This window comes from Streptomyces sp. NPDC055506 (assembly GCF_053643595.1).
Genome location: NZ_JBSHKH010000020.1, coordinates 23,809 through 37,968, shown reverse-complemented (window position 1 = coordinate 37,968; position 14,160 = coordinate 23,809). Strand labels below are relative to the sequence as shown.

At 73.0% G+C, this 14,160-nt stretch carries 12 protein-coding genes and 1 pseudogene; 10 read left to right on the top strand and 3 right to left on the bottom strand.

The genetic code is table 11. The annotated features are described in order from the left end of the window. Positions 1–152: 152 nt before the first annotated feature. A complete protein-coding gene (locus tag ACWIF2_RS10715; RefSeq protein ID WP_454359789.1) occupies positions 153–1,397 on the bottom strand; it encodes an SGNH/GDSL hydrolase family protein in 1,245 nt (414 codons plus the stop codon). Positions 1,398–1,726: 329 nt separating this feature from the next. On the opposite strand from ACWIF2_RS10715, the gene ACWIF2_RS10710 reads away from it, so the two are divergent. From ACWIF2_RS10710 to ACWIF2_RS10685, 6 genes and pseudogenes are all read left to right on the top strand, one after another. Continuing rightward, complete coding sequence (locus ACWIF2_RS10710) at positions 1,727–3,169, top strand: CAP domain-containing protein (RefSeq protein WP_454359788.1); 1,443 nt, start codon at positions 1,727–1,729, stop codon at positions 3,167–3,169. A gap of 80 nt (positions 3,170–3,249) precedes the next feature. Further along, on the top strand, positions 3,250–3,927 hold the full coding sequence (locus tag ACWIF2_RS10705; protein WP_454359787.1) for an AIM24 family protein: 678 nt from the start codon (positions 3,250–3,252) through the stop codon (positions 3,925–3,927). Positions 3,928–4,110: 183 nt separating this feature from the next. After that, complete coding sequence (locus ACWIF2_RS10700) at positions 4,111–5,178, top strand: tetratricopeptide repeat protein (RefSeq protein ID WP_454359786.1); 1,068 nt, start codon at positions 4,111–4,113, stop codon at positions 5,176–5,178. A gap of 224 nt (positions 5,179–5,402) precedes the next feature. Next, on the top strand, positions 5,403–6,338 hold the full coding sequence (locus ACWIF2_RS10695) for a polyprenyl synthetase family protein (protein WP_454359827.1): 936 nt from the start codon (positions 5,403–5,405) through the stop codon (positions 6,336–6,338). A 152-nt stretch (positions 6,339–6,490) separates the two neighbouring features. Beyond that, a pseudogene (locus ACWIF2_RS10690) lies at positions 6,491–7,066 on the top strand (pyridoxal-phosphate dependent enzyme); the annotation flags it as partial. Positions 7,067–7,411: 345 nt separating this feature from the next. Further along, positions 7,412–9,049, top strand: coding sequence for a serine/threonine protein kinase (locus ACWIF2_RS10685; protein WP_454359826.1), 1,638 nt, complete (start codon positions 7,412–7,414; stop codon positions 9,047–9,049). Here the strand turns inward: ACWIF2_RS10685 and ACWIF2_RS10680 are convergent. Beyond that, entirely contained in the window at positions 9,041–10,474 is a 1,434-nt protein-coding gene (locus ACWIF2_RS10680; RefSeq protein WP_454359785.1) for a serine hydrolase domain-containing protein, read from the bottom strand. The two genes, ACWIF2_RS10685 and ACWIF2_RS10680, sit on opposite strands and share 9 nt — an antisense overlap. Before the next feature lie 73 nt (positions 10,475–10,547). Between ACWIF2_RS10680 and ACWIF2_RS10675 the strand changes: the two genes are divergently transcribed. The 3 genes from ACWIF2_RS10675 (at position 10,548) to ACWIF2_RS10665 (ending at position 13,130) form a co-directional block, all read left to right on the top strand. Continuing rightward, the gene (locus ACWIF2_RS10675; RefSeq protein ID WP_454359784.1) at positions 10,548–11,519 is read left to right on the top strand and encodes an LLM class F420-dependent oxidoreductase; all 972 of its coding nucleotides are present in this window, start codon (positions 10,548–10,550) and stop codon (positions 11,517–11,519) included. Positions 11,520–11,619: 100 nt separating this feature from the next. Beyond that, the gene (locus ACWIF2_RS10670) at positions 11,620–12,642 is read left to right on the top strand and encodes a hypothetical protein (protein ID WP_454359783.1); all 1,023 of its coding nucleotides are present in this window, start codon (positions 11,620–11,622) and stop codon (positions 12,640–12,642) included. A 62-nt stretch (positions 12,643–12,704) separates the two neighbouring features. After that, positions 12,705–13,130: an SsgA family sporulation/cell division regulator gene (locus tag ACWIF2_RS10665; protein WP_454359782.1), complete on the top strand. Its 426-nt coding sequence runs from the start codon at positions 12,705–12,707 to the stop codon at positions 13,128–13,130. Positions 13,131–13,167: 37 nt separating this feature from the next. Here the strand turns inward: ACWIF2_RS10665 and ACWIF2_RS10660 are convergent, their stop codons facing one another. Then, complete coding sequence (locus ACWIF2_RS10660; protein ID WP_454359781.1) at positions 13,168–13,665, bottom strand: DUF6328 family protein; 498 nt, start codon at positions 13,663–13,665, stop codon at positions 13,168–13,170. Between the two features lie 149 nt (positions 13,666–13,814). On the opposite strand from ACWIF2_RS10660, the gene ACWIF2_RS10655 reads away from it, so the two are divergent. After that, positions 13,815–14,159, top strand: a complete 345-nt coding sequence (locus tag ACWIF2_RS10655) for a hypothetical protein (protein ID WP_382488531.1) — start codon at positions 13,815–13,817, stop codon at positions 14,157–14,159. Position 14,160 lies beyond the last annotated feature (1 nt).

The following is a 14,160-nucleotide window of genomic DNA, read 5'->3' as shown; positions in this document are numbered from 1 at the left end:
GTGCGTGCTCTCGGCGTGCCGGGCGGAGACCCTCGTACTGGATGTACTTGGGGCTTCGCCCGGTGCGGCGAGTGGGGGCACCTCCCACGCCCTTAAGGCAGTGGGGGAGCGTGCCAGGCGTCGCGGGGCAGGCGGGACTTTGCGGACACGGCCTAGCGGCTCCCGCAGTCGAGGCTCTCGAGATCGACGGCGTCGGCCATCGCCCGCATCCCCTTGTCGTTGGGGTGCAGATGGTCGCCGCCGTCGAAGCCGGGCAGGATCCGCTCGGGGTCGTAGGGGCTGCGCAGGACGCGGTCGAAGTCGGCGACCGCGTCGAACTCGCCGCTGCTACGGATGAAGGCGTTGACCTCCTGGCGCACGGCCTCCCCGGCGGGGTCCCATTCCCGCCAGCCCTTGTAGGGGGCGATCGTGGCGCCGACGACGCACTTGCCGGCCGCGTGCACCCGGTTGACCAGGGCGCGGTATCCGGCGATGAGCCTGGCGGCCGTGGCGCCCGGCTCGGCCTTGATGTCGTTGACGCCCTGGAAGAGGAACACCGTGCGCACGCCCGGCAGCGAGAGCGCGTCCCGCGAGAGGCGGTTCAGGGCGCTCTGTCCGGGAACGTCGGTCAGGACCCTGTTGCCGGCGATCCCCGCGTTGGCCACCCCTTCGACGGTCGTCGTGGGGGACTCGGCCAGCCGGCGGGCGAGGTAGTCGGGCCAGCGCCGGTTGAGGTCGGTGGTGGACTGCCAGCCGTCGGTGACGGAGTCGCCGAGGGCCACCACGGAGCCCGCCGCGGACCGTGGCCGCACGGTGACGGCGTCGAGGTAGAACCAGGAGCCGGTCCGCTGTTTCCAGTGCGCCGCGCTCTCCTCGGCGGTGTGATCGCCCCCGGCGGTGTACGACGTCTGCATCGCCATCCAGTGCCCGGTGAGCGCGCCTGACGCCCGGGGGACGTACAGGCTGACGACGAGCGAGCTCGCGGCGGGGACATGCCCGGGCAGCGGGTCGCTGTAGACGATGCCGCCGGCGGGGACGGTGACGGAGCGCGCTCCGTCGAAGGTGAGGCGTCTGTTGCTGCCCGGGACGAGCGCGGCCCCGTCCCGCTGCAGGCCCGCGTGGACGTTGCCGAAGGTCACCGGCTGATCGCCGAAGGCATTGGACAGCCGCACCCGCAGGCCGCTGCCGCCGACGCTGGTGTGCACCACCAGCCGGTAGCCGCGGCCGTCGACGGCTTCGCCGATGCGGTCGGCCGACGAGGCCCAGGTGACCACGCCGTCCCCCCGCTCCGCCGGTGCGCTGGGCGGCCGGGCAGGCCCGGCCCCCTGGGGTGTCGCACCGGCTCCGCAGCCCAGCACCAGGCAGGTGGAGAGGGCGGCCAGGGCGGTGCGGCGGCGGGGGCGTGCGGCGCGGGGCATCGTCGGCGCTCCTTCGGCCGGTCGGCGGGCGTTCTCATGCGCGAGGCGGATCGTCCGGGTCGTCCCGGCGTACGACACGGTAGCGGTGCCGCCTCCGACGCCGTGCGGGTGGAGGGGCCGGAGAGCCGGGTTCGTGTCCGTCCCGGTCTCTCCTGGGCCGGTCGGGACGGCTTCGCCGCCGCGTAGAGGTCGGCCGCCTTGCGGTCCGCCGGAGCAGGCCTGGCAGTCGGCGGGCCCGATCCTCCATGGGCCGGGTCGCTCCGGTTCGTGGCGGTGCCGCTGGCGTCCGACGGCGGGAACCCTAGTTCCTCCAGGGGCGTTGTCCGGGCGTGACGAGCGAGTTGGTCCCCGGTGGCAATCTGGCGTTGCCGGGCGGTGCGGTGACCGTCCGGGTGCCCGGGCCGTTCGACGTGTCCGCGCTGATCACCGACGACAGCGGAAAGGTCGGAGGCGACGGCGACTTCGTCTTCTACAACCAGCCGGCCGCTCCGGGAGCCGTGCTGCGGGGCGGCACACTGACAGTGGACCCGGCGAGGTTGCGTGCCGGTGCCGCCCGGGTCACGGTCGCCGTCAGCCCCGCCGAGCCAGGAACCGCCCTCGGCCGCCTGCCCTCCCCGACGCTGCACGTCACCGACGCCGCGGGCCGCCCGCTCACCCGGTTCACCCCACCGCGTCCCCGCCAGGAGACGGTGCTGCTCCTCGCCGAGCTCTACCGACGCGGCGACCGCTGGAAGCTGCGGGCCCTGGGCCAGGGGTACGCCGACGGACTGGCGGGAGTCGCCCGGGACTTCGGCGTCGACGTCGCGGACGACACGGCCCCGTCCGGACCGGGCGGCGCGCGGCCCGGACCGCTCGACGGCGGGGCGCGGCAAGCGGCCCTCGCGCCCGTGGCCGGGCAGGCGCGGGTCCCGGCCGCGCGGCACGGGACCGTTACCGGACCCGCCGGCCGTGCCGCCCACTCCCCCGGACCTCCCGCATACGCGCCCGCGGCACCCGACCCCCACGGGTTCGTCGCCCTGGTCAACTCCGCCCGGGCCGAAGCCGGTTCACCGCAGGCCACCCTCGATGCCCGTTTGGCGTCCGCGGCCCGGGAGCACGCGGCCGCCATGGCGATGACGGGACGCCTCGGCATCGAGAGCCGGGACGGTGTCTCCGTCTACCAGCGCGTCACCGGTGCCGGGTACGCGTATCTGACCATCGGCGAGCACCTCGTGTCCGGCCCGCGCTCCCCCGCCGAGTTCGTCGCGTACTGCCTGCGCACCGACACCGCGCGCCGCACCCTGCTCGACCCGGCGTTCACCCACACCGGACTGGCCCACGTCCACGACGGTCCCTCCGGTGACACCTACTGGACGGCCCTGTGGGCCGGGCCGTTCACGCCGGACGGGCTGCGGGCCACGGCATCGGCGGTCACCGACCTCACCAACCGGGAGCGGGCACGGGCCGGACTCCCACCCCTGGCCGTCGACCCTCTGCTCACCACCGCCGCGCAGGCGCACAGCGCCGACATGGTGGCCCGCGCCTTCTATTCGCACACCGCGCCCGACGGCAGCCAGCCCTGGGACCGCGCCACCGCGGCAGGATCCGCCCGGCGTTCCATCGGCGAGAACATAGCCTGTGGCCAGCGCTCCCCCGCCGACGTCGTGGAGGGCTGGATGAACAGCCCGGGCCACCGGGCCAACATCCTCAAGCCCGGCTTCACCCACATCGGCGTCGGCTTCGCGGGCGGCGGCCGGGCGGGCACGTACTGGACGCAGCTCTTCGGCGCCTGACACGGCGCCACCGCGCTCCGCAACCGTCAACCCCGCCCGCGATCTTGGCGGAGGGAGACCCTCCGGGCGAGGATGCCCGTATGAAGGGTGACCTCTTTTCCAGCGAGCACATGGCACAGCCGGCCGTCGCGGCGGGCATGACCGTCGAGAACGCCAAGTGCGTCCGGTACACGGTGAACGGCGAGATGCTCGCCCGGCAGGGCGCGATGATCGCCTACCGCGGCAATCTCCAGTTCGAGCGCAAGGGCCAGGGCGTGGGCGGCATGCTCAAGCGCGCGGTCACCGGCGAGGGACTGCCGTTGATGGCGGTGCGCGGGCAGGGCGAGGCCTGGTTCGCCCACGAAGCGCAGAACTGCTTCATCGTCGACGTCGAACCCGGCGACGAGTTCACCGTCAACGGCCGCAACGTGCTGTGCTTCGACGCCACGTTGTCGTATCGCATCGCGACCGTGAAGGGCGCCGGCATCACCGGCGGCGGTCTGTTCAACAGCGTATTCACCGGGCACGGCAAGCTGGGCCTGGTCTGCGAGGGCACCCCGCTCGTCATCCCGGTCTCCGCGCACTACCCGGTGTACGTCGACACCGACGCCATCGTCGGCTGGACGGCGGGCCTTCAGACCTCCCTGCACCGCTCCCAGTCCATCGGGTCGATGCTGCGCGGCGGCTCCGGCGAGGCCGTTCAACTGCTGCTCCAGGGCGAGGGATACGTCGTCGTACGGCCGAGCGAGGCGACACCGCAGAAACCCGGGCAGCACTGATTCCGGCACCGAAGCCCCTCGGGTGATCTACGCCTCACAGGCAACCCGGTCCGTTCCCCTGTCGTCTTGATCGGCAACAGGTGATGCCCTGGCCCTTGTGGCCAGGGCCGGTTTCCCCCCTTCTATACGCACCATGTATACACAGCGTGTATACATGGTGCGTATACGGACCGAAAGGCATCGATGTACGGCAAGGCATTCGCCCCGGAGTACCAGGGCGCGCTCACCACTCTGTCCGTCAACTCCTCACTGACCGACGTTCTGGCCGCCGGCACCGAGCAGTTGAGGGCGGCCGAGCGCGCCGGCGAGCCCGGGGAGGTGGCGCGTTCCGGACTCGCGGTGGCCGAGGCACAGCGCCGGCTGGGCCGGGTCGCGGACGCGGACCGGGCCTGGAAGGCGAGTTACCGCGCCGCCCGCGAGGCCGGGGACACCGGGGCGATGGCCTGGGCCCTGTGGAGCGGCGGCACGCTGGCCCGGCAGCGCGGCGCGCTCCCGCTGGCCCGCCGTCTCCTCCAGCTCGCCGCCGAGCTGGGCGAACGGGGCGGGGACATCGTCGTCCGCGGCTACTCGCTGGCGGGCCTGGCCGAGACCGGCCGCATCCAGGGCGACTACGAGGCCGTCGGCCGGCTGCACGAGCAGTTGCTCGCCGAGGCCCGGCGGCGCGGCGAGGCCCGGCACACGGTGTGGGCGCTGGAGGGCATCGCGCAGATGCACCGCAACACCGGGGACTACGACAGGGCGTACGCCCTGTTCGAGGAGTCCGCCGAGATCGCCGCGCGCGCCGAGGACCGGCGCGGACACGCCTGGGCGCTGCGCGGTCTGGCCGACGTCGTGTCGGTGCGCGACGGAGACACCGAGCGGGCCCTGGAACTGCTGAGTGAGGCGGAGACGACATGCCGCGCGATGCGGCTGTCCAGCGCGCTGGCCTACAACCACAAGATGCGCGGCAACGTGCTGTACCGGGCCGGGCGTTACGCCGAGGCGCGTGCCCTGTACGAGCAGGCGCTCGCGGAGTTCCGCGAGATGAGCGAGCCGCGCGGGGAGGCGCTCTCGCGCCTCGGGCTTGCCAAGTCCCTGGCCCGGCTGGGCCGCGACCCCGGCGAGACGGCGGCCGAACTGGCCGACCTCGCCGGCGTGCTCGAGCGGATAGGCCTCCAGCACGCCCGCAAGATGGTGGCCCGCGCCCATGAGGAGCTCGGCATACCGGAGACGGGGCTCGCTCTCGCGGGGGCGACGGAGGCGGCACGATGACCGCGCTCCCCACGGCGATACAGACGACTCGGCGGGACACGGCGGTACGGGCAGCGCGGCAGGACACGGCGACGGAGTCCCCGGCCACCGCGCACGCGACCCGGCAGGAGACCGCGACGTCCGGCGAGCCGCAGGGTCTCGTCGGCGACTTGGGCCGTTCCCGCGACGCCCACGCGGTCCTCGATCGCTGCCGTGCCCTCGTGCGCCCCGCCCTGGCCGAGGCCGTGGGGCGGCTGCATCCCTGGGTCGGCGAGATGGCCGCGTACTCCTTCGGCTGGTGCGAGGTGGGCGGTGCGCCGGCCGTCGCCTCCGGCGGCAAGGGCGTACGGCAGGCGCTCGCGGTGCTCGGCGCCGAGGCGGCGGGTGCGCCCGGCCGGGCCGGGGTGGCCGCGGCCGTGGCGGTGGAGCTGGTGCACACCTTCTCCCTGCTGCACGACGACATCATGGACGGCGACGCTGACCGGCGACGCCGCCCGACCGTGTGGAAGGCCTACGGCACGGGACCCGCGGTGCTGGCGGGTGACGCCCTGTTCGCGCTGGCCGTCGAGACGCTCGCCGCGCAGCCGGGCGGCGCCGGTGCCGTACGGACGCTGTCCGGGGCGCTGGGTGACCTGGTGCGCGGGCAGGCGGACGACCTGCTGTTCGCCGAGCGGCCCTGGACGGGGCCGCGGCGGGTGCGCCCCGACGAGTACCGGACGATGGCGGAGCACAAGACGGGCGCCCTGCTGGGCTGCGCCGCCGCGCTGGGTGCCGTGCTCGGGGGTGCCGCGCCGGAGACGGCCACCGCGCTCGACCGGGCGGGCCGGCACCTCGGGATCGCCTTCCAGATCGTCGACGACGTGCTGGGCATCTGGGGTGACCCCCGGGTCACCGGCAAGCCGGTCCACGGCGATCTGCGGGAGCGCAAGAAGACGTTCCCGGTGCTGGTCGCGCTCGGCTCCCCGAGCGGCGGCAGGATCGCCGCGCTCCTGGAGAGCGGCGAGGAGCCCGACGCGGCGGCGGCGCTGATCGAGGAGGCGGGCGGCCGTTCGGCCGCCCTGGCCGAGGCCCGAAGTCACCTCGCCGCCGTCGAGACGGCGCTCGCCGGGGTGCCGTTGGCGGCGGGAGCGGCCGGGGAACTGCGGTCGCTGCTCGGCTTCCTGGTACGGCGCGACGTCTGATCCGGTGCCGTCCGCCCGGCCGTGACTGACTCGGCCGGGTCGGCGGGCAAGGGTTGTGACCAGGCGTGTTCCACGACCCCGCGCCGGAAGGACGACAGCCGTGATCGGCATCTCCACAGCGGGGCGAGCTTGCGGCCGCGCCTTGAGCGAGCCGGTGCGCTGCAGCGACGGCGAAGCTGCTGTCGCTGGGCGAGCCGGAACGGGCCGCAGGGGTGGTGGCGGTCAGCGGCGGCAACCACGGGATCGCCGTCGCGGTCATGGCGGCGGCCCTCGATGTGAAGTCCACGGTGGTGATGCCCCGCTCGGCGCCCTCCCGTGCCGTGGAGATCGCCGAGGCCTCCGGCGCGTCGGTGCGGCTGACCGACGACATGGACGGCGCGTTCGCGCTCATGACGCGGCTTCAGCAGGAAGGGCTGACCCTGGTCCACCCCTCGACGACCCGGTGGTGATCGCCGGGCAGGGCACGGTCGGCCTGGAGTTCGCCGCCGACGCCGGGGACCTCACCGAGGTGCTCGTGGTCCCGGACCGGGAGGCCGTGCGGGGGTCGCTGGAGCTGGCCGACCACGCCAAGGTGTGGGCCGAACCGGCCGCCGGCTGTCTGCTGCCCGCCGCCCGGCAGGTCCTGGAGCGGGTCGGTGACGGAGCCCGGCTCGGTCTGGTGGTGTGCGGGGGCAACGCGACCACGGGGGGACATGATCACCTGGTCGCGTCGCTTCGGTCTGCGCTGAGGATCGGGCCCGCCCCGCGGGGAATCCGTCGCGGAATTCATCGGAGGGCTCTGAGTTCAGGTGTTGTACACCGCCGCATTTACCGGCGGTTACCACCAGGCCAGCCCGGAATTTGCGAATCCGGGGGCGGTGGCGGGGCGAATTCTCCGCGCCATGGGAGCTCGGGCGGCCGAGGTAAGGGGCCCCTGAGCCTGTGAAAGACCGTTTTTCCTCGCACACTTGCCCGCATCTCTTGAACAAAAGACAAGAATGAACGCGGAGTTGCTCTCCGATTGAACGGAGTGCGCCTCACTCCCCGTACCTCTGGAAAAGGTTGAAAGCCAGGTTTCCAGTCGAGGGATGGCCATGGGCAGGGCGCACGTCTCCACACACCAGTTGGTCGCCGGCCGGTACCGGCTGCTCGAGATCATCCAGCGCGAGACCAACCGCATCTGCTGGTACGCCGAGGACACGGGCGCCGGCGAGGTCTCGCGGCCGTGTCTCGTCACCCAGATCGGCCTTCCGGACGACCCGCTCGAGCCCGAGCGCCGGGCTTGTGCCCGGCTGCTGCGCACGTCCGAGAACATGGCGCTGCTCTGCCCGGGCCGGATCGCCACGGTCGTCGACACCGTCGAGGAGGCCGGCGCCCTGTGGACCGTCAACGAGTGGATCGACGGCACACCGCTGGGCGAACTCCTCTCGGAGCAGGGCACGTTCAACTACGTGCGGGCCGCGCGCGTCGGCCTGGAGCTGCTCGACGTGCTGGACGCGGCGCACGCCGAGGGCATCACCCACGGCGAACTCAGCCCCGGCCAGGTGTTCGTACGCGAGGACCACTCGGTCGTCGTCACCGGCTACGGCCTGGCCGGCGCCACCCTCGCGCCCCGGCTCACGGCCCCCGCGTACGCCTCTCCGGAACAGGCCCGGGACGAGCGCATCGGCCCGGCGGCCGATCTGTGGGCGCTGGGCGCGATCCTCTACACGATGGTCGAGGGACGCCCGCCCTTCCGTGACCGGGGGCGCCCGGAGAACACCCTGAAGGCCGTGGACCGGCTGCCGCTGCGCTCGCCGGTGCGCACCGGGCCGCTCACCCAGGTCGTGCAGGGGCTGCTCCGCAAGGACTCCCGGGAACGTCTGACCCGCCAGGTGGTCCGTGAGGCGCTGACCCGCGCGCTCAGCGAGGACCCCGAATCGGCCCTGGGGTCGGTGCGGGCCCCGCGGCTGCGCGGCTCCTACGCCGCCATGCTGCCGGGGAACCCGGCCTGGAGCAGACGGACCATGGTGGCCGGGACGGCACTGGCCGTGGTCACCGTCGCGGTCGCCGTGCTCGCCGCGACCCAGGGCCTGCCCGGCGGTGACACCGGCAGCGAGGCGACCGACTCACCGGCCCGGCCCCCCGCCTCCGCCGCCTCGCCGGGCGAGAGCGCCGGCGGCGACGCTCCCGAGCCGTCCCGGACGCCCAGCCCGACGGAGAAGCCCTCCTCCCCCACGCCCACCCCGTCGTCCCCCGAGCCCACGCCGTCCGCCCCGGCCACCGGCCTGCCGCCCGGCTTCCAGCGCTACCACGCGCCGGAGGGCTTCTCCGTCGCGCTCCCCAAGGACTGGAAGCGGCTGGACACCGACCGCCAGGGCCTGGCGTACCGGGTCGTCTTCGGCGCCGACGGTGACGACCGCACGCTGGCCGTCACCTTCAGCGCGGACGCGGGCCCGGACCCCGTGGCCGTGTGGCGGGACGACGTCGAACCGAACCTGAAGCAGTCCGGTGACTACGACCGGATCGGCGCGATCCGCGCGACGACGTACCAGGGGCGCGAGGCCGCCGACATGGAGTGGACGGTGGACGCCGGCGACACCCGCGTGCGCACCTTCGGCCGGGGCATCCTGCTGGGCGGCGGCCGGAGCTTCTCGCTGCGCTGGACGACACCGGCCGCCGACTGGGAGGACAGCGCCAACGAGCAGACGCTGCGCACCGTCCTCAAGACCTTCCGGCCGGACTCAGACTGAGCCGCGCGGTGCGCGCAGGGAGGTGAGCGGGCCGGGACGCAGGGGCTGCGTGCGCCAGCGCGCGGTGAGCGTACGGTCCGCGAGGGAGCACGTCAGCGCCAGGCGGTGCGGGGTCTCCAGGAACGCCACCTCCAGGGCCAGCGTGCCGGCATCGGTCCAGCCGCCGCTCACCGCGGTCGGGAGCGGCTCCTCCGCCACCGTCCAGCCGGCCTTCCCGATCCGCAGGTCCAGCCGGCTCTCGCCCTCGGTGAGCCCTAGCGTCCAGCCGTCCGCGTCCGGTACGAGCCCAGCCGACCAGGCCGGGCCGTTTTCCTCCGGTGAGCCGAACTCGGCGGCGGCCCAGTCCTCGGCACGTCCGGGCGGTACGGAACTGCCCGGAGCGGGCGGCAGCGCGAGCCCGGCGAGACGCTCGCGCAGGGCCGCGTCGGCGGTCTCCCGGCCGGTCAGCGGCCCGGGGCCGAAGGCGGGGAGCAGATGCTTCCAGACGAGATTCAGGAAGTCCTGCATCCGCTCGGTCGCCGCGGTCGTCGCGATCACCGCGTCGTGCTCGGGCAGCACCAGGCAGAACTGGCCGTACGCGCCGTCGCCCCGGTAGCCGTGCCGGGAGGTCCAGAACTGGTAGCCGTAGCCCCGGTCCCAGTCCTGCCGGTCCATGTCTCCCATGGCGCCGGCGGTCGGGATGTGCGGGCGCGCGGCCCGGGCCGCCCACCCTTCGGGCAGCAGGCGCTTGCCCTCCCAGACCCCGTCGCGCAGATACAGCTCGCCGAGCCGGGCGACGGCGTCGGTGGTGGCGTGCAGACCGCTGTAGCCGATCTCGCGGCCGGCGCGGTCCCGCTGCCAGAACACCTCGCCGATGCCGAGCGGATCCAGCAGCCGGGGGCGCAGATACTCGGTGATCGGCTGCCCGGTCACCCGCTGGACGATCGCGGCGAGGGTGTAGGTGGTGGGCTGGTTGTAGGCGAAGACCGTGCCGGGGTCGCGGTCCGGCGGCAGCAGCAGGAACCCGCGCACGGGCTCCGCCCGGTCCAGCCCGTAGGTCTCCTCGACGGTCTCCCGCTCGTGGCCGCTCGACATGGACGCCACGTGCCGTACCAGCATGGCGCGGCTGCGGGGGTCGGTGATGTCGGCCTCGAACTCCGGGAAGTAGGAGATCACGGGCGCGTCGAAGTCGATCAGTCCCTCGGCCTCGGCCAGGGCCGCGGCGGTCCCGGTGAAGCTCTTGCTGAGCGAGTACAGCAGGTGGGGTCGCCCGGGTGTGTAGGGCGCCCACCAGCCGGAGGCGACGAGGTGTCCGTGCCGCATGATCATCAGGCTGTGCGGCTCGATCTCCGGGGCCGCTTCGAGGGCGTCGAGGAAGGCGTGGACACCGGAGGCGTCGACGCCCTGGGAGGCGGGGCTGCCGGTGGGCAGGGCGGAGGCACTCATGGAGGCATCCTCCCCCTGCCGAAGGACCTTGATCGAGCCGTTTTCACGCCCGCTGTCAGGGGACTCGCCGGTTATGGTGCAAATCGGATACACGATGATGACCGAGCAGGCCGGCCCCCGAGAGCTCGTCGACCATGTGGTGCGGGCCGAGGAGGCGGGCTTCGACTTCTCGGTGACCTCCGACCACTACTTTCCGTGGCTGCGCTCGCAGGGCCACTCGCCCTACGCGTGGGCCGTGCTCGGCGCGGCCGCCCAGGCCACGTCACGTATCCCGTTGATGACGTACGTGACGTGCCCGACGTTCCGCTACCACCCGGCGGTGGTGGCGCAGAAGGCGGCGACGCTGCAGTTGCTGTCCGAGGGCCGGTTCCGGCTGGGACTCGGATCCGGCGAGAACCTCAACGAGCACGTGGTGGGCGGCGGCTGGCCGTCCGTCGACGTACGGCACGAGATGTTCGAGGAGGCCGTGGAGATCATCCGGGCCCTCTTCAAGGGCGGCCACGTCAACCATCGCGGCACGCACTTCGATGTGGAGTCGGCCCGGCTGTGGGACCTGCCGGACGAGGCGCCGCCCATCGGCGTCGCGGTCTCCGGGGAGCGGTCGTGCGAACTCGCGGGCCGGCTCGGCGACCTGGTGATCGCCACGGAGCCCAAGGCGGGGCTGCTGGAGGCGTTCGACCGGCACGGCGGTGCGGGCAAGCCCCGCATCGGCCAGCTGCCGGTCTGCTTCGACCCCGACCGGGACACGGCCGTCAAGCGCGCCCACTCCCAGTTCCGCTGGTTCGGCAGCGGCTGGAAGGTCAACTCGGAGCTGCCGCACCCGGATTCCTTCGAGGCGGCGACCCAGTTCGTCACGCCCGACGATGTGGCCGACGCCATTCCGTGCGGTGACGACCCGGACGCGTTCGTCGAGGCCGTCCGCCCGTACGCCGAGGCGGGGTTCACCGAGATCGCCCTGGTCCAGATCGGCGGCGAGTCGCAGCCGGCGTACCTGGACTGGTCGGCGAAGACCCTGCTGCCCGCACTGCGCGACGCGTTCGGCTGAGGTCGGCGGCGCTCCGTGGCGCAACGGCTCTCCGACGCTGGAGATAGGCTGCTGGCCTGCACGTACTCGATGCAGCCAACCCCCCTCAGGAGAGTCGTCCGTGACCGTAGCCATCACCCCGCCCGAGACCTCCCCGGCGCCCGTCTCCGACCTGGTCGTGCTCGACGCGCGGGAGTTCGGGGCGTACGCCCGGACCGGAGGGTGGGCCTTCGGGCTGAAGGTGGCGCGCAGCGTGCGGCCCGGCGGGCAGGGAGCGGACGAGACGCCGAAGGTGTCGGCGAAGGAGTTCGCGGAGCTCGCCGGGTGCTCCCCGGATCGCGTCATGCGCTACTACAAGGCGTGGGACCGGGCCGCCGACGACGGCCTGGTCCCGCACTTCGAGGAGCTGGCACCGGGCCAGGAGGTGGAACTGCCGGACGCGGACGTGTGGCTGAGCTACTACGTCTCCCGCAACAGCGCCACCTCCGAGCGCGGCACCGCCATCACCGAGGCCGCCGAGGCGGAGGGCATCCGGCCCACGAAGGCGCTGGAGGTCGCGGAGAATCCCACCGCCCTGCGTGCCGCGATCCTCGCCGACCCCTCCACCGCCCGCGCGGCCCGTCAGGCCCTGCTGGACCGGGTCCGGGAGGACCCCGATCTGCAGGCCGAGCTGGCCCGTGACGTCGTGCGCACCGACGAGCTGAAGAAGGCGGTCGCCGGCGAGAGCAGGGCGGCCGACCGCATCGGCTACGTGCGCCAGATCGCCGAGTCGGGGCAGATCAAGACGCCCGCCGGGCAGACCCTCGACGATCTGCGCCAGGAGGCCGAGCGGCACCTGTCGCTCATCGACGAGCTGGACGAGAACGAGGACTCCGGCGAGTGGGCCACCGAGGCGTACGACACCATGAAGTCGCTCGTCGTCGAGACGGTGGAGGCCGACCCGGGGCTGCGGGTGCAGGAGCGCCGCACGAAGTTCTACAGCAGCCTGCAGAAGGCGACCAAGGTGTTCGAGGAGCTGACCTTCGACGACACCCCGGAGTTCTACGAGGACGACATGGTGGAACGCCTCGAGGAGTTGCAGCGAGCCGTGGCCGTCTGCATCGAGTCCCTGCGCGGTGCCCGCGGGAATCACCCGGAGGGCTGAGCATCTTGCGCGTGTGAGGGGTACTAGAGGGCTCTACGTCGGTTCATCCCGGAGGCCCTTTCGTGAACTCCTTCGTGCACAAGACCCTGGTGGTGCAGCTCCAGGCCGGTGACACGGACCGTTTCTCGGTACTCGCCCACCTGAGCTACGACGCCGCGGACCCGTTCGCCGTCACCCTTGTGTTCAGTCACGACGGACGGGTCCTCGCCCGGTGGCAGCTGGACCGCGAGATGCTCGCCGAGGGGCTGCGGCGTCCGGTCGGGATGGGCGACGTGCGGATCCGCCCGGTGTCGCGGGGCATGTGGCAGGAATTGCGCCTGGAGTTCCTCGGTGACGCCCGTCCCGACGGCGGCCGCCATCACGCCCTGGTGTTCGCGTGGGCCCCGGGGTTCGCGGCGTTCCTGCGGGAGACCCACGAGATGGTGCCGCCGGGCCGCGAGGAGGTCCACGTGGACGATTTCCTGGCGGACGTCATCGCCGGGGGCTGATCCCCGGGGCCACGGGCCGGCCCGGCGGGTACCGCCGTCACTCCGAGGTATGGCGGTACCGGGTCCACAGGGGCAGGACGAACCAGCACAGCAGGTACCAGCAGACCACTCCGGCGACCAGGTAGGGCACGAAGCCGTCGTGCGTGGCCACGCGCAGGATCAGCAGCAGCGAGGCCGTCGTCGTGGCCAGCAGCAACAGGAGGCCGAGCAGCGTCATCCGGGAGGCCAGCCGAACCGCCTGCGGCTTGACGCGTCGCCCGGAGACGAGGCGGTGCAGCGATACCGGCCCTATGAGCGCCCCGGTCGCGCACGCGCCGAGCACGACCGTCACGAGGTAGATCGTCTGGTCCGTGCTGGTCAGATTGTCGTACTTCTCGGTGAACACCACGGTGAGCAGAAAACCGAACAGGATCTGCACGCCCATCTGGGCCACGCGGACCTCCTGGATGAGCTCCTGCCACATCCGGTCCGCTCTCTCCTCCTCGGTCTCGTCGCGCCCTCGGCGCCTGGCCCCGCCCTCTGCCGTGTCCGACACTGTTCCTCCCGGTGTGAGACCTCGCGTCCTTCTGTCCCGCGAGTTCCCCGTAAAACGCCGTCGTCCCGGCTCGCGCGGCGGTTTGAGCGATCAGGCGTCGGTTACACGGACGACGCGAATGACGCAGAACCCGAGGAGGTCGTGGACGCATGTCCGGAACGCAGCTCACCGTGACGCTCAGCGGCGGCGGCACGGACGACGCACGAGCGGTCGTCCGCGCCCTGGAAGGCACGTTCGGGGCGCCGGACGAGCTTCCCGCCGACGACAACGCGACGGTGCACATGGCGACCTTCGGCGATGCGGAGGCCGGTGACGCCGGAAGCGCCGCGGCGAGCGCCGAGCGCTTGTCCGCGCCGGTGACCGTCACCGTGCAGGGCACCCCGGAGGCGGTGCGGCGGGCGAGCGACACGCTCACCCGGGCCTTCACGGCCCGCGACGACGGTGTCGCCTCCGGCGACCAGGAGCAGGAACGGCAGCTGCTCCTGGTGCCCTGAG

Excerpts from the sequence above, each read along its gene's own strand:
- ACWIF2_RS10715 (WP_454359789.1), bottom strand. The coding sequence starts at position 1,397 with ATGCCCCGCGCCGCACGCCCCCGCCGCCGCACCGCCCTGGCCGCCCTC.
- ACWIF2_RS10655 (WP_382488531.1), top strand. The coding sequence starts at position 13,815 with ATGTCCGGAACGCAGCTCACCGTGACGCTCAGCGGCGGCGGCACGGAC.
- ACWIF2_RS10705 (WP_454359787.1), top strand. The coding sequence starts at position 3,250 with ATGAAGGGTGACCTCTTTTCCAGCGAGCACATGGCACAGCCGGCCGTC.
- ACWIF2_RS10675 (WP_454359784.1), top strand. The coding sequence starts at position 10,548 with ATGGTGCAAATCGGATACACGATGATGACCGAGCAGGCCGGCCCCCGA.
- ACWIF2_RS10700 (WP_454359786.1), top strand. The coding sequence starts at position 4,111 with ATGTACGGCAAGGCATTCGCCCCGGAGTACCAGGGCGCGCTCACCACT.
- ACWIF2_RS10685 (WP_454359826.1), top strand. The coding sequence starts at position 7,412 with ATGGGCAGGGCGCACGTCTCCACACACCAGTTGGTCGCCGGCCGGTAC.
- ACWIF2_RS10680 (WP_454359785.1), bottom strand. The coding sequence starts at position 10,474 with ATGAGTGCCTCCGCCCTGCCCACCGGCAGCCCCGCCTCCCAGGGCGTC.